The organism is Variovorax sp. 22077, from assembly GCF_052044195.1.
GTDB classification, from domain to species: Bacteria; Pseudomonadota; Gammaproteobacteria; order Burkholderiales; family Burkholderiaceae_C; genus Variovorax; species Variovorax atrisoli.
Map to the genome: position 1 here is coordinate 183,873 of NZ_JBQEQC010000001.1, position 20,434 is coordinate 204,306.

Annotated in this window: 19 protein-coding genes; 8 read left to right on the forward strand and 11 right to left on the reverse strand. The window is 68.1% G+C overall.

Annotation, left to right across the window (positions count from 1 at the left end; all coding sequences use genetic code 11):
- Positions 1-6 precede the first annotated feature (6 nt).
- The 8 genes from ACTJLF_RS00815 to ACTJLF_RS00850 all read right to left on the reverse strand — a co-directional run bounded on the left by ACTJLF_RS00815 (position 7) and on the right by ACTJLF_RS00850 (position 10,542).
- A complete protein-coding gene (locus tag ACTJLF_RS00815; protein ID WP_126181842.1) occupies positions 7-1,287 on the reverse strand; it encodes an HlyD family secretion protein in 1,281 nt (426 codons plus the stop codon).
- Positions 1,288-1,442: 155 nt separating this feature from the next.
- Positions 1,443-1,829 carry a DUF4150 domain-containing protein gene (locus ACTJLF_RS00820; protein WP_019652627.1) on the reverse strand — a complete coding sequence of 129 codons (387 nt, stop codon included), beginning with the start codon at positions 1,827-1,829 and terminating at the stop codon, positions 1,443-1,445.
- 33 nt (positions 1,830-1,862) lie between these two features.
- Positions 1,863-2,642, reverse strand: a complete 780-nt coding sequence (locus tag ACTJLF_RS00825; RefSeq protein WP_354420597.1) for a DUF3540 domain-containing protein — start codon at positions 2,640-2,642, stop codon at positions 1,863-1,865.
- Positions 2,639-3,775, reverse strand: a complete 1,137-nt coding sequence (locus ACTJLF_RS00830) for a pentapeptide repeat-containing protein (protein ID WP_440882303.1) — start codon at positions 3,773-3,775, stop codon at positions 2,639-2,641. Before ACTJLF_RS00830 ends, ACTJLF_RS00825 begins: the two co-directional genes overlap by 4 nt.
- Positions 3,772-6,411 carry a DUF2169 domain-containing protein gene (locus ACTJLF_RS00835; protein WP_440882304.1) on the reverse strand — a complete coding sequence of 880 codons (2,640 nt, stop codon included), beginning with the start codon at positions 6,409-6,411 and terminating at the stop codon, positions 3,772-3,774. The genes ACTJLF_RS00830 and ACTJLF_RS00835 overlap by 4 nt, the downstream gene beginning before the upstream one ends.
- Before the next feature lie 21 nt (positions 6,412-6,432).
- Positions 6,433-6,882, reverse strand: coding sequence for a hypothetical protein (locus tag ACTJLF_RS00840; protein ID WP_440882305.1), 450 nt, complete (start codon positions 6,880-6,882; stop codon positions 6,433-6,435).
- Entirely contained in the window at positions 6,879-9,221 is a 2,343-nt protein-coding gene (locus ACTJLF_RS00845) for a type VI secretion system Vgr family protein (protein ID WP_440882306.1), read from the reverse strand. Before ACTJLF_RS00845 ends, ACTJLF_RS00840 begins: the two co-directional genes overlap by 4 nt.
- 184 nt (positions 9,222-9,405) lie before the next feature.
- Entirely contained in the window at positions 9,406-10,542 is a 1,137-nt protein-coding gene (locus ACTJLF_RS00850) for an iron-containing alcohol dehydrogenase (RefSeq protein ID WP_126181836.1), read from the reverse strand.
- A 141-nt stretch (positions 10,543-10,683) separates the two neighbouring features.
- Here ACTJLF_RS00850 and ACTJLF_RS00855 point away from each other — a divergent pair, with 141 nt between their 5' ends.
- Both ACTJLF_RS00855 and ACTJLF_RS00860 read left to right on the forward strand, forming a co-directional pair.
- On the forward strand, positions 10,684-11,601 hold the full coding sequence (locus ACTJLF_RS00855) for an alpha/beta hydrolase (protein WP_309936203.1): 918 nt from the start codon (positions 10,684-10,686) through the stop codon (positions 11,599-11,601).
- Positions 11,598-12,497 carry a YbgC/FadM family acyl-CoA thioesterase gene (locus tag ACTJLF_RS00860; RefSeq protein ID WP_019652635.1) on the forward strand — a complete coding sequence of 300 codons (900 nt, stop codon included), beginning with the start codon at positions 11,598-11,600 and terminating at the stop codon, positions 12,495-12,497. The genes ACTJLF_RS00855 and ACTJLF_RS00860 overlap by 4 nt, the downstream gene beginning before the upstream one ends.
- On the opposite strand, the gene ACTJLF_RS00865 is transcribed toward ACTJLF_RS00860, so the two are convergent.
- Together ACTJLF_RS00865 and ygfZ are read right to left on the reverse strand one after the other, a co-directional pair.
- Positions 12,491-13,444 carry a hypothetical protein gene (locus ACTJLF_RS00865; protein ID WP_440882307.1) on the reverse strand — a complete coding sequence of 318 codons (954 nt, stop codon included), beginning with the start codon at positions 13,442-13,444 and terminating at the stop codon, positions 12,491-12,493. The genes ACTJLF_RS00860 and ACTJLF_RS00865 overlap by 7 nt on opposite strands.
- Before the next feature lie 154 nt (positions 13,445-13,598).
- The gene (gene ygfZ, locus ACTJLF_RS00870; RefSeq protein WP_019652637.1) at positions 13,599-14,525 is read right to left on the reverse strand and encodes a CAF17-like 4Fe-4S cluster assembly/insertion protein YgfZ; all 927 of its coding nucleotides are present in this window, start codon (positions 14,523-14,525) and stop codon (positions 13,599-13,601) included.
- 137 nt (positions 14,526-14,662) lie between these two features.
- Between ygfZ and mltG the strand changes: the two genes are divergently transcribed.
- From mltG to ACTJLF_RS00900, 6 genes are all read left to right on the forward strand, one after another.
- Complete coding sequence (mltG, locus tag ACTJLF_RS00875; protein WP_019652638.1) at positions 14,663-15,688, forward strand: endolytic transglycosylase MltG; 1,026 nt, start codon at positions 14,663-14,665, stop codon at positions 15,686-15,688.
- Complete coding sequence (tmk, locus tag ACTJLF_RS00880; protein WP_132798707.1) at positions 15,685-16,341, forward strand: dTMP kinase; 657 nt, start codon at positions 15,685-15,687, stop codon at positions 16,339-16,341. Before mltG ends, tmk begins: the two co-directional genes overlap by 4 nt.
- Positions 16,338-17,354: a DNA polymerase III subunit delta' gene (locus tag ACTJLF_RS00885; protein WP_019652640.1), complete on the forward strand. Its 1,017-nt coding sequence runs from the start codon at positions 16,338-16,340 to the stop codon at positions 17,352-17,354. Before tmk ends, ACTJLF_RS00885 begins: the two co-directional genes overlap by 4 nt.
- Positions 17,351-17,737: a PilZ domain-containing protein gene (locus ACTJLF_RS00890; protein ID WP_019652641.1), complete on the forward strand. Its 387-nt coding sequence runs from the start codon at positions 17,351-17,353 to the stop codon at positions 17,735-17,737. Before ACTJLF_RS00885 ends, ACTJLF_RS00890 begins: the two co-directional genes overlap by 4 nt.
- Positions 17,738-17,848: 111 nt before the next feature.
- Complete coding sequence (locus ACTJLF_RS00895) at positions 17,849-18,655, forward strand: TatD family hydrolase (RefSeq protein ID WP_019652642.1); 807 nt, start codon at positions 17,849-17,851, stop codon at positions 18,653-18,655.
- Entirely contained in the window at positions 18,652-19,332 is a 681-nt protein-coding gene (locus ACTJLF_RS00900; protein WP_132751024.1) for an ankyrin repeat domain-containing protein, read from the forward strand. The genes ACTJLF_RS00895 and ACTJLF_RS00900 overlap by 4 nt, the downstream gene beginning before the upstream one ends.
- 16 nt (positions 19,333-19,348) lie before the next feature.
- On the opposite strand, the gene ACTJLF_RS00905 is transcribed toward ACTJLF_RS00900, so the two are convergent.
- Positions 19,349-20,368: an agmatine deiminase family protein gene (locus ACTJLF_RS00905; protein WP_440882426.1), complete on the reverse strand. Its 1,020-nt coding sequence runs from the start codon at positions 20,366-20,368 to the stop codon at positions 19,349-19,351.
- Positions 20,369-20,434 lie beyond the last annotated feature (66 nt).

Here is a 20,434-nt window from a genome sequence, read left to right on the forward strand (position 1 = left end):
TTCGCGCTAGGAGGCCAGCCTTGCCGACACCACCTTGCCGGGGGCGCACAGGCCTCGTTGCGCGATCCAGGCCGGGTTGTCGGACTCGACACGCGCCACCGCGTACAGCGAGCCTTGTTCCGCGAAGGGGAAGGGCACTGCATAGCGGCTCTGGAAATCTTCTGGAGCAACTGGCAACAACTGGGTAACGCGGGCCGACACTTCCGCGCCGCCGTCGTCGGTTTTCACGGCGATGGTCGAGCCCATGTTGAGCTTCCTGGCCACCCGCGGCGGAAAGACCGCGACCACTTCGATGCGGCTGCAGTCGGTCATGCGCACCAGAGTGGCCCCTTGCGGCACGAAGCTGCCCTGCGGCATCAGCACCGAGTTCACCTGGCCGGGTTGCATCGCACGCACCTGGAAGGCGGCCATGCGGTCGATGCGGCTGCGTTCCTCGGCCTCCAGCGCGGTCACCTCGCGCAGCTGCTGGCGCAGGACCTCGCTGTCGTGCTGCGCGCGCTCGATGGAGCTGCTCAGTGTCTCGCGCCGGCTGGTGAGCGTCTGGTAGACGCTGGCACCGCCGCCGCCCACGAACACGCCGCGGCTCGCGCTCGCCATGCTCTGGCCCAGGCCTGAGTAGGCCTGCTCGGCCACGGCCGCATTGGCCCGCGAGATGCTCAACTGCGCCTGTGCCGCATCCATGGCCTGCGGGCTCACCGCGCCTTCGTCGAGCATGGCGGACGTGCGGCGCACCTTCTGCTCCTGCTCCGCCACGCTGGACTGCGCCACCTCGCGCTGGCGCTGCGCGATCTGCCACGCATCGCGCGTCTGCGCCATCGATGCGGTGCGGTACAGCTTGACCTGCTGCTCCACGAACTGGAGTTCATCGCCCGATGCGTTGGCCTGGTTCGTCAACTGCGCCACCTGGCTCTGCAGCGCGAGCCGCTGGGTGCTGAGCGTGGTGAGGATGTCGCGGTTGATGGTCGGGTTCTGCACGGTGGCCACCACGGCGCCGGCGTCGACCTTGTCGAGCGCGCGCACCGTCATCTGCGTGACCACGCCGCTGATGGGCGAGGTGACCAGCGTCACCGGGGCCTGCAGCACCGCGCGCGTGGCCTGCCTGGAGACCAGCGGCTGTATCAGCGTGGTAACGACGAGCCAGAGCACGAAGGCGAGCAATGCGTATCCCGCGATACGCGGCACCAGCGACTCGGCGGTGCCGCCTCGCCATCGTCGCCAGCGCTCATGCCATGTGGAGACCTCCGCCTTCGCGATCTGGTGCGACTCCTGGACGGTACTTGCATTCATTGGCGCCTCGCAATCGATGACGTGGTGGCTTTTCAGGACCTGCGTCTCCACTGCCGTGGCACATCATTGGGGCATGCCATCTGCTTTGCTGCATCGCAGCAATACACATGCCAAAAGTGAACTATTTCCGCTTACAAAAGCAACCGAATGTGCATTCAGGGCGCGAGCACGAGCACCTTGAACTGGCTCGGCACGATGCGCATGCCGACGATGTTGCTGCGGTTCTGCACGGTCAGGCTGGTCATGCGCGTGCATGGCGAGCCTTTGAGCAGCACGGTGAACGCGCCCGTGATGTGGCGCGACGGACCCATCACGGTCTGCGACACCACGCCCATCAGCACGCCTGCGTTGTCGCCGTTGGTGATGGGCGTGGTCGTCGCCAGGTTGTGCGCGGGTGTTCCGCCGTAGAGGATGTTCCAGGCATTGGGAATGGCCGTGGGCCCGAGCGCGAAGTTGGGGTAGGGAATCGGAACGGCCGGCGGCGTCTTGCAGACATCGGGAAAGGCCAGGTCCATGCCCATCATCTGTGCGTTGGCGAACATGCGTGAAGCTCCTTCGAATCGGTGGCGGGTGGTTCAGCCCATGTGGATCTGCTCGGCATCGACCTTCACCAGCTCCTTGCTGGTGACGAGCGTGTTCTTCGCATGCAGGCGCAGCGTGCGCGAGGCCTGCATGTCGATCTGCCCCGCGCGCACCTGTTCGACTTCCTCGGTGATGCGGAAGCTCGACCGCGTGAGCAGGCTCAGCCGGTCGAGCACCACCTCGCAGGCGCGGCCGACGAAGCGCGACACCAGCACGCCGAACCGCACTTCGGCGCCCTGGTAGTCCAGCTCGGACACGGTGCATTGCGCGCGCTCGGCCGCGAGCGTCCATTGCGGCGATCGGCTGGCGATGGCGGTGTCCGATTGGAGGTCGATCGCACCCGCGCCCTGGATGGCAACGCCGCCGTGACGCGACTGCAGCCGCAGGTCGCCGTCGACTGCGAGCGTGGCCAGGCTGCTGTCGGCCTGCGCAACGACGGCGATGAGATAGAGCGCCTCGTCGTGCGGGCCGGCGACCATCACCGTGTCGCCGGGGCCGGGCAGCAGCAGGCAGCTGGCGGCGCGCCGGCAGCGCAGCGTGCGGCGGCTGTCTGCGAGCATGACTTCGCAGAAGCCGTCTTCGGCCTCGGCGGCGCTGACCGTCGCCATGGCGATGCCGCTGGGCGGTGCGTCGGCTTGCCGTTGCTTCGGACCTGCCGTCTTGCGCAGCAGCGGCGCCAGCGCGCTTTCGTCGGCGCTTTCATTGCCGCATTCGTCGCCGCGGCCGGCCAGCGGCGCGGGTGCGCTGGACGGTGTCCTGGATGCCATCGTCATGCGGGGTCCTTCATGTGGGAGGCGGGGAGGTCCTGCGCGCGCATCAGCCCGTGCGCGTCGCGATCGATGCGCACGGCGCGGTGCGGGCGCTGCCAAGCGACGCGCTCGGCCTCGAACAGCTCGGGGTCGGCGTCGAGCACGCCGACGCGGTCGCTCCAGCGCGTGCCCGCCTGCAGGCTTCGGTGCATCTGCGTGCGCTGGAAGACCGCCTTCTCGAAATTGGCGGCGCGCAGGTCCGCGTATGAAAAGTCGGCGTACACCAGCCGGCTGCGCGCGAACGACGTGCGCTCGCAGCGGGCGCGGTGGAACACGCATTGTTCGAGCCGCGCGTCTGAAAAGTCGGCGTCGGCGAGCTGCGCATCGATCCACAGCGACTGGTCGAACACGCCCCCGCGGCAATCCGCCCCGCGCATGTCGGCCTGTGGAAACAGCGACTGCGGCGCGTGCACGCGCAGCAGCCGTGCGCCATCCAGCGCCGCGCCCTTGAAGTTGCACTGCGCCAGCCGCGCGTCGTCGAACACGCAGTTCGACAGGCGCGCGTCGATGAACTGGCAGCGCTCGAGCGACTGGCCTGCGAGCGACTGGCCGCGCAGGTCGGCCTCGGTGAAGATCGCGTTGTCGAAACGCGCGCCGAGAAAGCCCGTCTCGCGCAGGTCGCAGCGAAAGAACACGCCGGTCGCGAACGCGGCTTCGCCGAAGTCGGCATCGCCGATGCGGCTGTCGTTGAAGATCGTCTTGGTGACCGATGCACGCACGAACCGTGCGCCGCCGAGGTCGCAATCGTGGAAAGCGGCCTCCTGCAGTACCGATTCATCGGCCTGCACGCCCCGCAGATCGGACTCGGCAGCCACCGTACCTTCCCACCGAGCCGCATGCATCGGCGCTTCCTGCAGGCTGCAGCGCAGGAAAGAAGTCTTGCCCAGCTGCGCGCCGTCCATCGCTGCGCCGTCGAAGACACAGCGCTCGAATACGGCGTCGGCCAGTTGCACGCCGGTCATGCTTGCGCGCGTGAAGCGGCACTCGCTGAACAATCCGCCCGACAGGTCGAGTCCGTCGAGCGGCATTGCGCTGAAGTCTTCTCCCTGCAATGGCTCGCCGCTGCGTACCTTGGCTGCCAGCGCCTGCGGGCTCATTCGACGGCGGCGGCCCGCGCGGCCGGCACGGTCTTGGTGTGCACGATGTAGGCGTCGCGCGTCTCGGTGACGTCGTCGATCACGATCTGGGACATGTCGGCGCGAAACAGATTGGCTTCGCGCAGGTCGGCCGACAGCAGCCGGGCCTTGTTGAAATTGGCGTTCATGAGGTTCGCGGCGCGCAGCGAAGCCCGGCTCAGGTTGCTGCGTATGAAAAGGCTCTCGGGCGTCTGTGCCGCACCGAGGTCGGCGGCGGTGAGGTCGCACGACGAAAGATCGCAGGTGTCGAGGGTCGAGCGCGCAAAGCGCACGCCCTCCATCGGAATCTCGCGCAGGCTGCATTGCACGAGCGTGGCTTCTTCGAAGTCGGCGCCGCGCAGGCTGCTGTTGCCGACGAAGCAGGTGCTGCGCAGCAGTGCACGCCTGAACACCATTCGGTCGTCGCAATTCACGTGGGTCCAGGCGCAGGCTTCGAGCTCGGCGCCGCTGAAGTCGAGCCCTGCCACGCGGCAGCCCAGGAAGCCGGCCTTCATGAGACGTGCGCCGCGAAAGCTGCAGTCTTCGATGGCCACGTCGGAAAGAAACCCGATGTAGGCGGCGTCGACCGCATCGAAGTTGCAATGCAGCAGCTGCGATTCGATGACGTGCAGGTGGCGCATGTGGGCCGATGAAAAGTCGCAGCGCTCGAGCTTGAGCTTCTCGAAGCCCGTGCCTTCGAACAGGGCCTGCGAGAAGACGGCCTGCTCGCACTGGATGCCGGCGAGGTTGGTGTCGCGGAAGACCGCGCGCTTGAAGTCGCCGGCCGACAGATGCGCGCGCACGAGCACGGCTTCGCTGAAGTCCGCGCCTTCGCAGCGTGCGCGGCGCAGGTCGGCGCCTTCGAGCAGCGCGCGGCGGAAGCAGGCGCCCTGCAGGTCCATGCCGCGGAGGTCGGCGCCCGTGAGGTCCATGTCGGTGAAATCGCGGCTGCCCTGGAGCACGGACAGAACCTTGGCGCGCAGCGCGGCCTGCCGTTCGTCGCTGGGTGCATCGATCGGCGTCTGGTGCTGGGCCGAACCGCGGTACAGCGCGAGCAGCCCGCGCTCGGCGTCCTGCGCGAGCTTGCGCATCGACTCGACCTGCTGCCCCGGCAGCGGCGCGGTACCGGTGGCCGCGGGAATGCCTTCGAAGCCGCGCAGCAGTTCGGCGCTGTCGACCTGCGGCGGGCCCTTCGGGCGCATGGCGTCGTGTTCGCGCACCAGCTTGCCGGTGTCGAAGCCGACTTTCATCGACTCCTTGGCGTTGGCATCGGCCTCGCGCTGCAGGCGCTCGCGCTCGACGGCGCCCTGTTCGCGCTGGGCCCGCGCGTGGTGGTCGGCCTGTTCGACGAAGTCCGGCAGCTCGCGCAGCGTGGGCATTCGTGTGAAGGGCTCCGGCAGGCGGCGCTCGTTGAAGTGCCGCGCCTTGTGGCCGGCGGCGAGCGCCTTCTGCTTCAGGTCTTCGCGGGCCTGCGCGCCACGCTCGCGCATGTTGCGCACGAGCGCCGAGTCGCCGGTGCCGGGCTGGTCGAGCCACGGGCCGATCGCTTCGTCGGGAATGAGCTCGTCGTCGCGGAACATGTACAGCGCGCCCTTGTCCGGATCGCAGCGCTGGCGCAGCACGGTGGCGTAGTGGTCGAGGCCGCGCGGCTGGCCGACGCTTTCCAGCGCCGGCATCACATGCGAGATGTCGGACGCATCGTCTTCATCGATGCGCGTCTCTCCGTGGAAGACCAGCACCACGCGCTCGAGATGTGGAAAGAACCATGCGGTGGTCAGCCGCTGCGGCACTTCCTCGATCTGGCGGGGAAGCCGGTGCCGCGCGATGACGGCAAGGGCGCGCCACTGCGGCAGGCGGCCTTGCTGGATCGGCGTTGCAGGGTGCATGTTCCAGACCGCGAAGGGCGTGCCCGGTGCAATCTCCGCCGTGTCGTGAAAACGCTGGTCGGCGGGCGCGGCGTTGAAAAGCTGCCAGTCCATGTCCTCGGCGAATCCGGGGAACAGGTTGTCGCGCCAATGCCCGTCGTATTGCTTGCCGATGAGCCGCAGGCGGCGCGGCCATGCGATGTCGAGCGGACCGAAGCCCGCCGGCTCCGGCCGGTCGCCTGGATGGTGCAGGCGGTGCGCGGGGTCTTCGATGTTGGGTAGCCGCTGCACCTCATGGCCGTTCACGTTCTCCAGGCCGTGGCCGCGGCCCAGCGGGTTGTCCGCGAAATCGGGGCCGCCGTAGGCGCGCGTCCAGTCGATGCGCATGGCCTCGAAGGGCTGGGGCGGGGAAGGGCGTGCGCCGATCCAGAAACGATCGCCGAACACCGCGAGGTCCTTGGCCAGATGGCCGACCTGCAGCCGTGCGGCACAGCGGGTCTTCTCCTCATGGTGCGCGGTGTAGGCGTAGCCGGTCGCGAGCATTTCGGCGCGAACCTTGGGAATGCCGAGGTCGATCGCCGTGGTCGGCCCCAGTTCCTCGGACAGCGTCTTCCAGAACTCGGGCTCGGGTGTCAGCACAGGCTGGCCGCTCATCGAGGCCATGCACAGCGTGGTGACGGCCAGGCGCTGCTCGGCCTGCCGGAAGAAGGGGCGCGTGATCACGCTCAGCCGCAGCGGCTTGACTGTCTTCATGGACGAGGAAGCGAACAGCGCTCAGTCGGCACGCAGCAGCTCCAGCGGCGTGCGCGTGCGGTCGATGGCCACCGAGGCCGGATCGCTCGGGTCGTAGCGCAAGTGGACGACGCGCTGCGGCGTGAGGAACTGCGGCACCAGCGCGTCTTCGACGAAGGTGGGAATCGAGGCCGAATGCGCCGCGCCGGCGGCATCGGTGTAGGCCACGTCGAGCACCAGCGCGCAGACCGTCTGGCCGCGCGAGCCGCCGCGCGTCATGTTGTTGGGATGCATGCGCACGTTGCTGACCACGGCTTCAGCCGGCTGGCCCGTCTGCGCGAGCACCGCCCAGCGCCTGGCCTCGGCCGTGTAGCGGCCGTTCTCCTTGCGCATGTAGCCCACCGCGCCGATGCCGCCCAGCACCACCACGGCCATCACCACGCCAAAGAACACCCAGAGAAGCGTCTCCCACTCGACCATGTCGGGCGTCACATCACGAGGTGCATGGCCTGCGCATAGGCCGCCATGCCGTCCATGTAGAAGCGGACCGCGGTCCTGCCGACTTCCATGGCCTGGTTGGTGATGTCGATGCCCTTGTTCGCTATCTTGAAGGTCAGGAAGTCGACCTTGAGCACCGCGTACTGCGAGTTGATGCCGTAGAACTGCTGGCGCACGCCCCAGAAGTCGAGCGACATGCCCACCGCGCCGAAGCGGAAGCCCGCGCCGCCGGAGCGGGTCAGGCGCCAGTCGCTGCTCTTGGCGTAGTTGTTGGTGTAGCTGACCGAGTTGTTGGTGTAGCTCACCGCCAGGTTGTTGTAGGTGTTCGACGTCGTGTTGTAGACGGTGGTGTTGATGACGTGCTGCGTCGTGTTGTGGATGTGGTTCGTGGTGTTGAAGGTCACGTCCGGCGAGGTATGCACCGTCGGGCCGGTGACAGTGGTGGTCGACGGGCCGTTGACCACCACCGTGTTCGAAGCGTCGATGGTGTCCTGCCGGCCCGCACTCACGAAGCGCACTTCCTGCCCGTTGATGGTGCCGTGGTAGCCGCCGGTGATGGTCGAGTTGACGCCGCCGGTGATGGTGTCGTTCAGGCCTCCGCTGAGCACGCGCGTCTTGCCGCCCGAGATGGTCTGGTTCACGCCGCCGGTCACGGTCTCGGTGAAGCCGCCGGTCACGCTGCGGGTGTCGCCGCCTGTGATGGTTTCCCTGGCACCGGCGGTGATGTCGCGCGTCTCGCCGTCCTGGTAGGTGGCCGATTCGTGGCCCTTGATGAGTGTGGTGCGGGTGCCGTCGGTGGTGTGGGTTTCGTCCGCTTCCACTTCAACGTCGAGGTTGCGCTCGGCATGCAGCAGGATCTGTTCGGCACCCGTGCGGTCCTCGAAGCGCAGCATGTTGGCCTGGTTGGCTGCGCCGCCGCTGCTGGAGCGCGTGAGGATGCCGCTGGCCGTGGCGTTGGCGGGCAGCTCCCATGGCGGCATCTGGTCGCTGTTGTAGACGCGGCCGGTGACGATGGGGCGGTCGGGCTCGCCGCCGATGAAATCGACGATCACTTCCTGGCCCACGCGCGGCATGTGCATGGTGCCGTAGTTGGCGCCGGCCCAGCTGCTCGACACGCGCACCCAGCAGGAGCTGTTCTCGTTCGACTGGCCGTAGCGGTCCCAGCGGAACTGGAGCTTCACGCGGCCGAATCGGTCGGTCCAGATCTCCTCGGGGCCGACCACCGTGGCTGTCTGCGGACCGTTGGTACGAGGGCGTGGCGTCTTGCGAGCCGGACGGTAGGGCACGGAGGAGGGCAGCACGGTGAAGTCGAACTCGCACACCGATTCGCTGCTGCCGCCCGAGGAGTACTCGGGCTCGCGCAGGTCGTAGCGGGTCTCGGTGACCAGGTATTCGCGGTTGTCCGACTCGCGCGGGCAATGCGTCATCTGGAACAGGTAGCCCGGCGCCATGCCCACCACGTTGGTGTGGCCCGCGGCCAGCTCGTGTGCGCATTGCAGCTCCTGCAGGCGGATCTTCGCGTAGGCGTCGCCCTGCTGGTGCTCGGTGTAGCCGCCGAGCCATTCGTAGACCTCGTAGGTCGAGTGATCGTGAGGCTTGGGGTCTTGCTGCACGCTCTGGAGCGAGGCGCGCGACTTCCGGAAATCGAAGTCGTCGAGCATCACGCGGCCGGAGGTGATCTGCTCGGCCACCCGCCACTGGTCGATGCAGGGCTCCAGCGCATTGACCACGCGGTCGCGCGGCCGGTAGGGAATGCTGGCATGGCCCGGCAGAGGCTTGTAGCTGCCTGCGTCGTCGGCCAGCACCAGCAGGTGCGAACCGTCGGCGTGTTCGAAGTGATAGGCGATGCCTTCGTGCTCCATCAGGCGGCTGACGAAGGCGAAGTCGCTCTCCTGGTACTGCACGCAGTACTCCCAGGTGGGGTAGCTGCCGGTGAGGCGCTTCTCGAACTGGAAGCCGTACTTGCCCAGCACTTCGTCCAGCACCTCGGGCACGCTCTTGTTCTGGAAGATGCGGCAGTCGGTGGTGCGCGTGAGGTACCAGAGCCAGGGCTGCACCAGCGCGCGATAGATGTAGTGGCGGCCGGTTTCGTTGGCGCGGCCCACGAGCTCGAAGCGAACCACGGTGCCATTGAGGAAGCGCGGGCCGCCTTCGTCGGCCAGCTCCAGCGTGAGCGAGGTGCCGAGCAGCTGCTTCAGGTCGAGGCTGAAGCTGGTGCTGACCATGTCCACTTCGAACTCGAAGAGTTCGGAGAGTCCCTCCCGTCCCCGCATCGAGCGGAACTTGAGCTGCTCCGAGCTCAGGACGGTGTGGACTTGGACTGTGCGCTGCATTCGGAACTTCCCTGACCCTTGGGTTTCCGCGGCTGGGAAACCTTCGGTGACAGTCTAGAAATCCCTTATGTCACATAAATGACGCGAGGGGTGTGAGAGGGCGGTTTTTCCCTCTGAAACACCCCTCGGAACGCTCACTGAAGCAATGTGTAGAAGAAGCCATTACAGGCTTCTTGCGCGGGCCTTACATCGAGGCTTCGAGCATCGCCTTGTAGTCGTCGCGCGTGGCCAGGCGCGGGTTGGTCTTGTGGCAGTGGTCGGCCATGGCGCCGTCGATGATCTGCTCGAACATCGCGGGCGTCACACCCACTTCGGCCAGGCCCTTGGGCAGGCCGAGGCGCGCGTTCATGTCGCGGATCGCATCGCCCAGGTCGCCGGCCGAATCGAGGTGCATGGCCTGCGCCATGCGCTGCAGGCGCTGTTCCTTCTGCACCGACTCGGCGCCCGAGTTGAAGTGGATCACAGCGGGCAGGAAGAGGGCGTTGAGCGTGCCGTGATGCAGGCGCGGATCGACGCCGCCCAGGCTGTGGCTCAGCGAGTGCACGCAGCCCAGGCCCTTCTGGAAGGCCATCGCACCCTGCATCGACGCGCTCATCAGGTTCAGGCGCGCCTCGCGGTCGCTGCCGTCCTTGGTTGCGCGTTCGATGTGGCCCCATGCGCGCTCCAGTCCGTCGAGGCCGATGCCGTCGGCCGGCGGATTGAACGCCGCCGACATGAAGGTCTCCATGCAGTGCGCGATGGCATCCATGCCGGTGGCGGCAGTGAGCTTGGGCGGCAGGCCGAGCGTGAGCTCGGGGTCGCAGATGGCCGCCTTGGGCATCAGGAACCAGCTGTGGAAGCCCAGCTTGCGGTGGTCGTCGACGATGACGATGGCGCCGCGCGCCACCTCGCTGCCGGTGCCGCTGGTGGTGGGCACCGCGATCAGCGGCACCACGCGATCGGTGATGCGCGGCGAGCCGCCTTCGATGGTCGCGTAGGTCTTGAGCGGACCCTCGTGCGTGGCCGCGATGGCGACGCCCTTGGCGCAGTCGATGGCGGAGCCGCCGCCCACGGCGATCAGGCCGTCGCAGCGGCCGCTGCGGTAGAGCTCCACGGCCGCGCGCACTGCGGCTTCGGTGGGGTTGGAGGGCGTCTGGTCGAAGACCGAGACTTCGAGGTCGGCGATGGCGTCGAGCGCCTTCTGCAGCACGCCGGCCGCGCGCACGCCGGCGTCGGTCACGATCAGAGGACGGTTGATGCCGATGCGCGCGCATTCGCTGGAAAGCAGCTTGATCGCGCCGAACTCGAACTGGATCTGGGTGAGGTATTGGATGAGTGCCATGGGGGTGAAGGCCTCCGGGAGCCCGGGGCAGTACGATTGCCGACCAGCCAAATCTAACAAGAGCGAACCGTCTTGCACACGAAAGAAACCCTTGCCGCTGTCGCGCCGGGCACACCGGACACCACGCGGCTCACGCAGAAGATGGCCAGCGTCGTCGAACGCATGGCCCGCGCAGGCCACCCGCCGCTCGACCGCCAGACCCCCGACGAGGCCAAGGCCTCCTATGAAAAGGGTGCCGGCGTGCTCGAAGTGCCCAAGCCCGAACTGGCGCGCATCGAAGACTTCACCATCGCGGCCCGCGACGGCCATGCGCTCCCCGCGCGCCTCTACGCGCCCTCGGCGGAGGTGCTGCCGGTGCTGATCTATTTCCATGGTGGCGGCTTCACCGTCGGCAACATCCGCACGCACGACACGCTGTGCCGCGTGCTGAGCATGAAGAGCGGCTGCGCCGTGATTTCCGTGGACTACCGGCTGGCCCCCGCGCACAAGTTCCCGACCGCATCGAACGACGCGTGGGATGCCTTCCAGTTCATCGCGAAGGAAGGCGCAAGCCTGGGCCTCGACCCCTCGCGGCTGGCGGTGGGCGGCGACAGCGCGGGCGGCACGCTCGCGGCAGTCTGCGCCATCCTCGCGCGCGATGCGGGGCTGCCGCTCTCGCTGCAGATGCTGATCTACCCCGGCACCACCGCGCACCAGGACACGGCCTCGCACCTGCGCCACGTCGACGGCCCGCTGCTGACCAAGGCCATGATCGACTTCTTCTTCGCGCAGTACGTCAACACGCCCGCCGACCGCGACGACTGGCGCTTTGCGCCGCTGCTGGCCGACGACGTCGACGGCGTGGCGCCGGCCTGGATCGGCCTTGCCGAATGCGACCCGGTGGTGGACGAAGGCATCGCCTACGCAGACAAGCTGCGCGCGGCAGGCGTTCCGGTCGACCTGGAGATCTACCGCGGCGTGATCCACGAATTCATCAAGATGGGCCGGGCGATTCCGGAGGCGCTGCAGGCGCAGGACGACGCGGCCCGGGCAATCAAGGAGGCATTGCTGACACCATGAGCGACACGACGACATCCAACGAACGCAAGGACTTCCGCTTCTTCCACCGCCTGCGCGTGCGCTGGGCCGAAGTCGACATGCAGAAGATCGTCTTCAACGCGCACTACCTGATGTACTTCGACACCGCCATCGCCGACTACTGGCGTGCGCTGGCGCTGCCGTACGAGGAGTCGATGCACGCGATGGGCGGCGACCTGTACGTGCGCAAGGCGACGGTCGACTTTCGCGCATCGGCGCGCATCGACGACGTGCTCGACGTCGGCATGCGCTGCGTGCGCATCGGCAACTCGTCGATCGTGTTCGAAGGCGGGCTGTTCCGGCAGGACCAGTTTCTCGTCGGCTGCGAGCTGGTCTACGTGTTCGCCGATCCGGCGACGCAGACCTCGAAGCCGGTTCCGCCGGCACTGCGCGAGGTGCTGCTGGGCTACGAGGCGGGCGAGGCCATGCGCACCATCGAGACGGGCGACTGGGCCACGCTGGGCGAAGGCGCCGGTGCGCTGCGCCGTGCGGTGTTCATCGAAGAGCAGAACATTCCCGAATCGCTGGAGTGGGACGAGCAGGATGCCGTGGTGCTGCACGCGGTGGCGCGCAACCGGCTCGGGCAGGTCATCGCCACGGCGCGGCTGCTGCCGGCCGAGAACGGCATCTCGCACATCGGCCGCGTGGCGGTGCACCGCAACCTGCGCAGCGGCGGACATGGCGCCGCGGTGATGCAGGTGCTGGAAGACGCCGCCCGGAAGCGCGGCGACAGCGTGGTCGCGCTGAACGCGCAGCGCAGTGCCGAGCGCTTCTACACGCGGCTGGGCTATGTACCGCACGGCGAGGGCTTCGAGGAGGCCGGCATCCCGCACATCGAGATGCGCCGGCCGCTTCGGCCCGCTTCGTCTTCTCAGTAGCGGCTCAGAGGATCGGGCACGTAGCCCGGGTCCGAGCCGGGGAAAGGCGACGGGCCCGCGGGACGCGGCCAGCGCGGCGCAGGCGGCACCGGAATGATGCCCGCGGCGACGAGGTTCTCGCGGCTGTCGTAGCGAATGCGCACGACCTCGTCGGGCGACGACTGCGCGCGCTCGAAGGTGGTCTTGCCGACGTACGAGGTTTCGCGGCGGCCGTGGGCGGTGCCCAGGCTCGGGCTGGGTGCCGACTGGCGCGCCAGGCTGCCCGACGAAGAGGATTCGGCGGCCGCGGCTGGCGCGGCGCTGTCCGCGGCGCCCGACTTGGCCCGCGCATCGCCCTGGTACGACGACGATTCGCTGCGGCGCTCGCGTTCGGGGCCATACCCTCCATATCCGCCGTAGTCGTCGCGGCGCGGGAACGGCGTGACAGGCGGAGGCAGCGGCTCGGGCATGCGCTCGCGGAACATCGCGACGCCGATCACGCCCACGTCGTCGGGCCTGCCGGTGCGGCTCGCGTACGAATTGCCGGCCGCCGCGAATTCGAAGGCCGCGATCTGCGAATCGCTCTTGCGCCAGCCGGTGATGTCGCTGCGCTCGCGGGGGCCGAACACGTAGCCGTTCTGCAGTACGCCTGCGGTCTCGCCCGTGACCACATTGACGCCGTCCACGGACATCACGGCCATGATGCGCTCGCCCATCGCGTTGCGCGCCCGGATGGCATAGCGTGCGCCGGGGCGGCCGGCCACCCAGTATTCGCCGCGATGGCGGTAGATCGGCAATTCGGCGCCGGTGCCGCGGTCGACCACGCTGATCTGCATCAGCGAACCGATGCGGCTGGACGGCGTGGAAGGAACATAGGGGCGTTCCGATGGCTCGGCGCAGGCCGGGAGCGAGACCAGGGCGGTCATGGCTGTCGCGGCCAGGGCGGTGGAAAAGAGTCTGCGCTTCATGGTGTGTCTTCCTTGCCGGAGTTGATCGGTGCCGGCTTCTACGGCGCAGCAAAGGCAACGGGGTTGGCAGACACGCAAAAAAATGGCGCCGTCGTTTCCGACAGCGCCAAACGCCTGCTTTCAAAGGCGTTGGGGGTTCAAGGAGTGCGCGGGCTCAGATGTCTTCGAGCAGCGGGTAGGGCAGCGGCTCGACCGTGAGCGCCGGGCCGTCGGCCGCGCCTGCGCGCAAGCCGCCGGCATCGAGCGCGGCGATCTGCATCGAGACCAGCGCGGACCAGCCGCCACCGGGCGCCGGCGCTGCCTGCGCCACGGTGCCCACGGGCTGCTCGGCGTCGTCGGCGGCGAACACTTCCTGGCCCACGGACACCGGCGCGTCGGCCTGCACGAGGTAGGTGCGCCGTTTCAGCGTGCCGCGGAACTGGCTGCGCGCAACCACTTCCTGGCCGGGATAGCAGCCCTTCTTGAAATTCACGCCGCCCACGGATTCGTAGTTGATCATCTGCGGCACGAAGGCTTCGATGACAGGGGTCGTCAGCGTCACGATGCCGCTGCGCACCTCGCTCCATTGCCACAGGTTGTCTTCCAGGGCCGGACCCGTTGGCGCAGCGTGGCCTGCGGGGGCGATCCAGAGCGCGCGCGGCACGCCGTCGGCAGGGTAGAGCGACACGGCGCTGACTTCATCGCCGACCGCCGTGCGCTTGCCCGGCTGGGCAGCGGCGTCGAGTCCGTTGGCCGTGAGCGCGGTGCCTGCCAGGCCGTAGAGCGCAAACTGCGCGGTCGCATCGGTCAGCTTGACCTTGGCGCGCAGCACATACATCGACAGACGCTTGAGGGTGGCGGCGAGGATGTCGCGGCTGCACACCAGCAGGATCAGCTCTGGTTGCGGCTTGATGCCGATGAAACTTGCGATCACACGGCCCTTGGCGGTGCACAGGGCCGCGAGGCGGGCATCGGAGGCGCCGAGCAGGGAGAAGTCCTGTGTGAGCTGGCCGTGGAGGAAGCTGGCGGCGTCGGGACCTTCGGCCCGGATCACGCCGAGATGGGAGAGGGCGGTCACCCCATTGAGAACGACAGTGGTCATCGCTGAATTATCATGGCCGGGCCTGTCCCTTCGGGGCGGCGGGGGCTCCGGCCCTGCGGTTCGCAAGGGCACCTGTCTCTCGTCCGGGGCCTGCTGGTTTTTCCTCCTTTTTTCTCCGTCACCCCCACATCGGATCCGTGCGCAGCTTCTTTCTCACGCTTTTCCTGCTCGCCGCCCTGGTCGTGCTCGCGCTCGGCGGTGCCGGCCTCTGGTGGGTGCACCAGCCGCTCAAGCTGCCTGCGCCCAGCGTCGACCTGTCGGTCGAGCCCGGCACCACGCCGCGCGGCATCGCCCAGGCGGTGGCCGACACGGGCGTCGACGTCCAGCCGCAACTGCTCTACCTGTGGTTCCGCATCTCCGGACAAGACCGCCAGATGCGCGCCGGCAGCTACGAGCTGGAACGCGGCGTGACGCCCAAGCTGCTGCTCAACATCCTGGTGCGCGGCGAGGAGGCCACGCGCAGCGTGGTGCTGGTGGAAGGCTGGAACATCCGCCAGGTGCGCGCCGCGCTCGCCAAGGCCGACCAGCTCAAGCCCGACAGCGTGGGCATGACCGACGAGGCGCTGATGGCCAAGCTGGGAAGGCCCGGCGTGCATCCTGAAGGCCGTTTCTTCCCGGACACCTATACCTACTCCAAGGGCTCCACCGATGTCGCCCTGCTGCAGCGCGCGATGCGGGCCATGGACAAGAAGCTCGAAGCCGCCTGGGCTGCCCGAGCATCCGACCTGCCGCTGAAATCGGCCGATGAGGCGCTGATTCTGGCCAGTATTGTCGAAAAGGAGACAGGCAAGGCCAACGACCGGGCGGAGATCGCAGCCGTCTTCGCCAACCGGTTGCGCATCGGCATGCCGCTGCAGACCGATCCGACGGTCATCTACGGCATGGGCACCGCCTTCGACGGCAACCTGCGCAAGAAAGACCTGCAGACCGACACGCCCTGGAACACCTACACGCGCGGCGGCCTGCCGCCCACGCCGATCTCGATGCCGGGCAAGGCGGCGCTGCTGGCGGCCGTGCAGCCGGCCCAGAGCAAATCGCTGTATTTCGTGTCGCGCGGCGACGGCACCAGCCAGTTCAGCAGCTCGCTCGACGACCACAACCGAGCGGTCAACCGCTACCAGCGCGGTGGCGGCGACACCAAACCGAAGGCGACGACCCAATGAGCGAACAGGGCCTTTTTCTGACGCTGGAAGGCATCGACGGCGCGGGCAAGTCGAGCCATCTCGATGCGCTGGAGGCGCGCTTCAAGGCGCAGGGCCGCACCGTCGTGCGCACTCGCGAGCCCGGCGGCACGCCGCTGGCCGAAACGCTGCGCGGGCTGATCCTCGAGAAGCCGATGGACCCTTTGACCGAGTCGCTGCTGGTCTTCGCCGCCCGGCGCGACCACATCGCGCAGGTCATCGAGCCGGCGCTGGCGCGTGGCGACGTGGTGCTTTGCGACCGCTTCACCGACGCCACCTTCGCCTACCAGGGCGCGGGGCGGGGTTTCGACAACGCCGTCCTGTCGACGCTCGAGCAATGGGTCCAGGCGCAGGCCGGCAGCGCGAAGCTGCTGCAGCCGCAGGTCACGCTGTGGTTCGACCTGGCCCCGGAGATCGCCGCGCAGCGGCTGGCCGGCGCCCGCGTGCCCGACAAGTTCGAGGCCCAGCCGGTCGAGTTCTTCCGCCGCGTGGCGCAGGGCTATGCGGACCGCGCGAGCGCCGACGCGCAACGCTTCGTGCGAATCGACGCCAGCCAGACGCGCGAACAGGTCTGGTGGCAGATCGAGTCCGAGCTGATTGCGCGCGGTGTGCTGGCCGGCGGAGGCATTCGATGAGCGCCGAGGCACTGTCTCCCTGGCTGCGCCGGCCGCTGACGGAGCTGCTGCGCCAGCGCGGCCATGCCTGGCTGCTGCAGGGGCCGTCCGGCATCGGCCAGTACGAACTGGCGCTGGCCCTGGCCTCCGCCTGGCTGTGCGAGCAGCCGACGGAGCAGGGCACCGCCTGCGGCCATTGCGCGAGCTGCCACGCCATCGAGGTGCGCACGCATGCCGACCTTTGCGTGCTGATGCCCGAAGTCGCCATGCATGAGCTGAGCTGGCCGCTCGACGAGAAGGCCCAGGCCGAGATCGACGACAAGAAGCGCAAGCCCAGCCGCGAGATCCGTGTCGAGGCGATGCGCGACGCGGTCGGCTTCGCCCAGCGCACCAGCGCGCGCGGACGCGGCAAGGTGGTGCTGGTGTATCCGGCCGAGCGCATGAACACGATCACCGCCAATGCGCTGCTGAAGACGCTGGAGGAGCCCGTCGGCGATGTCCGCTTCGTGCTCGCCAGCGAGGCTGCCTGGCAGCTGCTGCCGACCATCCGCAGCCGCTGCCTCGGCTTCACGCTTCCCTGGCCCGAAACCGCCGAGGCGCAAGCCTGGCTGGTCGCGCAGGACGTGCCTGCGGCCGACGCGGCCGCCTTGCTGCGCGCCGCCGGCGGCCGGCCCAGCGATGCCCTGCGCCTCGCGCGGGCAGGGCAGTCGCCCAAGGCCTGGGCACTGCTGCCCAAGGCCATGGTGCGAGGCGACGTCGGCGCGCTGGCCGACCACGCACCTGCGCAGGCGGTAGGCGCGCTGCAGAAGCTCTGCCATGACCTGATGGCCGTCGGCAACGGCGCGGCGCCCCGATTCTTCGAAGCGGCCGACCTGCCCGCGGCACCGCCACGGCTGGCGCTCGCGCGCTGGTCGAAGTCGCTCGCGAGCGCCGCAAGGACCGCGGAGCACCCGTTCAACGCGGGCCTCATGCTCGAAGCGCTTGTGAGCGAAGCGCGAACCACCCTAAACTCTGCCGCTCGTCGCCGACCATGAACCAACCTGCCGCACCCGCTGCGCCCGCAGCATCCTCCGCACCCGCCCGGCCGAGCGTCATCCAGCTCGCCATCAAGGAAAAGGGCGCGCTGTACGCGGCCTACATCCCGCTGTTCGCCGAGGGCGGCATCTTCATTCCGACCTCGCGCGAATACCGCCTTGGCGACGACGTCTATGTGCTGCTGACGCTGCCGGAAGACCCGCAGCGCTACCCCGTGGCCGGAAAGGTGGCCTGGATCACGCCGCCGCGCGCCGCAGGCAACCGGGCTCCGGGCGTGGGCATCCGTTTTCCTTCCGACGAGAAGTCGCGCCAGCTGAAGGCGCGCATCGAAGCGGCGCTCGGCGGCTCGATGGCCTCCGACCGCCCCACGCAAACCATCTGAGTCTTCCGCCGCCGTCACGGTGGCGCGGAACTCGTTCGACGGCGCCCGCCTCCCATACGGACCCCGCACGGGGCCCAGCCACGGGCGAGCACCGCCATCCCCTCATTCCCGATGTTCACAGACTCCCACTGCCATCTCACTTTTCCCGAATTCGCGGGCCAGATGCCTGAGATCCGCGCCGCCATGGCTGCGGCGCAGGTCGACCGGGCGCTGTGCATCTGCACCAAGCTCGAGGAATTCGACGAAGTGCAGGCCCTCGCGGCCGCCTACGACAACTTCTGGGCCAGCGTGGGCGTGCATCCCGACAACGAGGACATCGCCGAACCCACCGTCGAAGACCTGGTGCGCCTCTCGCAGCGCCCGCGCGTAGTGGCCATCGGCGAGACCGGCCTCGACTACTACCAGATGGAGGAGCGCAAGGGCGGCCGCAGCATTTCCGACCTCGAATGGCAGCGCGACCGCTTCCGCGTGCACATCCGCGCCGCCCGCCAGACCGGCAAGCCGCTGATCATCCATACCCGCGAAGCCTCGGCGGACACGCTGGCGATCCTGAAGGAGGAGGGCGAGGACGCCTCGCCCGGCGCGGCCGGCGGCGTGTTCCACTGCTTCACCGAGACCGCCGAGGTGGCGCGGGCGGCGCTGGACCTGGGTTTCTACATCTCCTTCTCCGGCATCCTGACGTTCAAGAAGGCCCAGGACCTGCGCGACGTGGCCGCTTTCGTCCCGCTGGACCGCATGCTGATCGAGACCGACAGCCCGTACCTCGCGCCGGTGCCGTACCGCGGCAAGACCAACAACCCGTCCTACGTGCCCTACGTGGCGCAGCAGATCGCGGAGCTGCGAAAGATGCCCGTGGAGGCCGTCGCCAAGGCCACGAGCGACAATTTCGAAGCCTTGTTCAGGGAAGTCAAATCATGAAAAACTACTTCAAGAAATCGATCTATCTCATTGTCGTTGCTGCATCTTTTGCAGCCCATGCCGGTTCCTTCGAAGACTTTTTCCGGGCCGTGCGCGGCGACAACGCCAGCGGCGTCAGGAACCTCATCCAGCGCGGATTCGACCCCAACACCCGCGATGAACACGGCCAGACGGGCCTCCTGATCGCATTGCGCGAGCCTTCGCCTAAGGTGATCAAGGTGCTGATCGAGGCGCCGCAGACCGACGTGGACATCGCCAGCCCGAAGGACGAGACCCCTCTGATGCTGGCTGCCATCAAGGGCCAGCAGGATGTAGTGGATCAGCTGCTCAAGCGCGACGCCGCTGTCAACAAGACCGGCTGGACGCCGCTGCACTACGCCGCCACCAGCGGGCAGATCGCGATCATGAAGACCTTGCTCGAGAACTTCGCCTTCATCGACGCGCAGTCGCCCAACGGCACCACGCCGCTCATGATGGCGGCCATGTACGGCTCCAACGACGCGGTGAAGCTGCTGCTCGACGAGGGTGCGGACACGACCATGAAGAACCAGCTGGGCATGACTGCGGTGGACTTCGCGAACAAGGCGAACCGCTCGGAGGCTGCCTCGATGATCGCCGCAGCTGCCAATGCGAGGGCCAACGCGCCCAAGGCTGTGCCCAAGGATGGCAAGTGGTGAGCTTCGCTCCTCCTGCTCAGCCCGGCTGCTGCTGAGTCGTGCAGTGGATGCCGCCGCCGCCCGCGGCAATGGCGTCGATGTCCAGTTGAACGACCTCCCGGCGCGGAAACAGCTCTTGCAGCAGCGACCGGACGTTGCCATCGGCTCGTGAATCGCCGAACTGCGGCGCGATCACCGCGCCGTTGCACACGTAGAAGTTGATGTAGCCGGCGGCGAACTCGGGCGTTTCCAGCTTCCGGCGTACGGAATCCGGCCCTCTTAGAACTTCCACACGCAGCCGCTGGCCGCGGGCATCCGTAGCCTGTTTCAGGATCTCGAGGTGCCGGCGGGTCACGGCCCGGTCATAGGAGCCGGGGTCCTCGTCGAGGCCGGCCACCACGATGCCGGGCGAGGCGAAGCGGGCGTAGAAATCGGTGTGGCCGTCGGTGATGTCGCGCCCCGCGATTCCAGGCAGCCAGATGATCTTGCGCAGGCCCAGCAGCCGCTTCAGCTCGGCTTCGCAGGCTTCCCTGCCCAGGCCGGGATTGCGGTTGGCATTGAGCACGCAGCTCTCGGTGATGATGGCCGTGCCTTGCCCGTCGACCTCGATGCCGCCGCCCTCCAGCACGAGGCGGGTACTCAGCCGCCGTACGCCGGCTGCACTGGTCACGTAACCGGCGACTTCCGCGTCGTGGTCATGCTCCTGCTTGCGGCCCCAGCCGTTGAAATTGAAATCCACCCCGGCCCATTGGCCCGAGGCGCTGTCGCGCACGAAGACGGGGCCGGTGTCGCGCATCCAGAGATCGTCGACCGGCTGCACCTCGAGCTGTACCCGGTTGCCGCACAGGCGGGCCGCGAGATCGTGGTCTTCCTCGTTCACCAGCATGCGCACCGGCTCGAAGGCCGCGATCGTCCGCGCGACGCTGGCCAGGTGCTCGCGCACCGGCTTCAGCAGGCGCCGGCCCCAGACGTCCTCGTTAGCGCCGAAGGACATCCAGGTGGCACGATGCGGATCGCCTTCGTCAGGCATGTGCCAGGACTCGGGCGCCGCCGCCATCGACGGCACGGCCAGTCCCAGGGGCGCGAGGCTCAGGCCGCCGAGCAGACGGCGACGGGTCAGTAG

What these genes read in the sequence shown, in the direction of transcription:
- ACTJLF_RS00890 (WP_019652641.1), top strand. Translation starts at nt 17,351, where the DNA reads ATGAACCAACCTGCCGCACCCGCTGCGCCCGCAGCATCCTCCGCACCC.
- ACTJLF_RS00905 (WP_440882426.1), bottom strand. Translation starts at nt 20,368, where the DNA reads ATGGCGGCGGCGCCCGAGTCCTGGCACATGCCTGACGAAGGCGATCCG.
- ACTJLF_RS00850 (WP_126181836.1), bottom strand. Translation starts at nt 10,542, where the DNA reads ATGGCACTCATCCAATACCTCACCCAGATCCAGTTCGAGTTCGGCGCG.
- ACTJLF_RS00845 (WP_440882306.1), bottom strand. Translation starts at nt 9,221, where the DNA reads ATGCAGCGCACAGTCCAAGTCCACACCGTCCTGAGCTCGGAGCAGCTC.
- ACTJLF_RS00900 (WP_132751024.1), top strand. Translation starts at nt 18,652, where the DNA reads ATGAAAAACTACTTCAAGAAATCGATCTATCTCATTGTCGTTGCTGCA.
- ACTJLF_RS00860 (WP_019652635.1), top strand. Translation starts at nt 11,598, where the DNA reads ATGAGCGACACGACGACATCCAACGAACGCAAGGACTTCCGCTTCTTC.
- ACTJLF_RS00895 (WP_019652642.1), top strand. Translation starts at nt 17,849, where the DNA reads ATGTTCACAGACTCCCACTGCCATCTCACTTTTCCCGAATTCGCGGGC.
- ACTJLF_RS00855 (WP_309936203.1), top strand. Translation starts at nt 10,684, where the DNA reads ATGGCCAGCGTCGTCGAACGCATGGCCCGCGCAGGCCACCCGCCGCTC.
- ygfZ (WP_019652637.1), bottom strand. Translation starts at nt 14,525, where the DNA reads ATGACCACTGTCGTTCTCAATGGGGTGACCGCCCTCTCCCATCTCGGC.
- ACTJLF_RS00830 (WP_440882303.1), bottom strand. Translation starts at nt 3,775, where the DNA reads ATGAGCCCGCAGGCGCTGGCAGCCAAGGTACGCAGCGGCGAGCCATTG.
- ACTJLF_RS00820 (WP_019652627.1), bottom strand. Translation starts at nt 1,829, where the DNA reads ATGTTCGCCAACGCACAGATGATGGGCATGGACCTGGCCTTTCCCGAT.
- ACTJLF_RS00825 (WP_354420597.1), bottom strand. Translation starts at nt 2,642, where the DNA reads ATGACGATGGCATCCAGGACACCGTCCAGCGCACCCGCGCCGCTGGCC.
- tmk (WP_132798707.1), top strand. Translation starts at nt 15,685, where the DNA reads ATGAGCGAACAGGGCCTTTTTCTGACGCTGGAAGGCATCGACGGCGCG.
- ACTJLF_RS00885 (WP_019652640.1), top strand. Translation starts at nt 16,338, where the DNA reads ATGAGCGCCGAGGCACTGTCTCCCTGGCTGCGCCGGCCGCTGACGGAG.
- ACTJLF_RS00815 (WP_126181842.1), bottom strand. Translation starts at nt 1,287, where the DNA reads ATGAATGCAAGTACCGTCCAGGAGTCGCACCAGATCGCGAAGGCGGAG.
- ACTJLF_RS00865 (WP_440882307.1), bottom strand. Translation starts at nt 13,444, where the DNA reads ATGAAGCGCAGACTCTTTTCCACCGCCCTGGCCGCGACAGCCATGACC.
- ACTJLF_RS00835 (WP_440882304.1), bottom strand. Translation starts at nt 6,411, where the DNA reads ATGAAGACAGTCAAGCCGCTGCGGCTGAGCGTGATCACGCGCCCCTTC.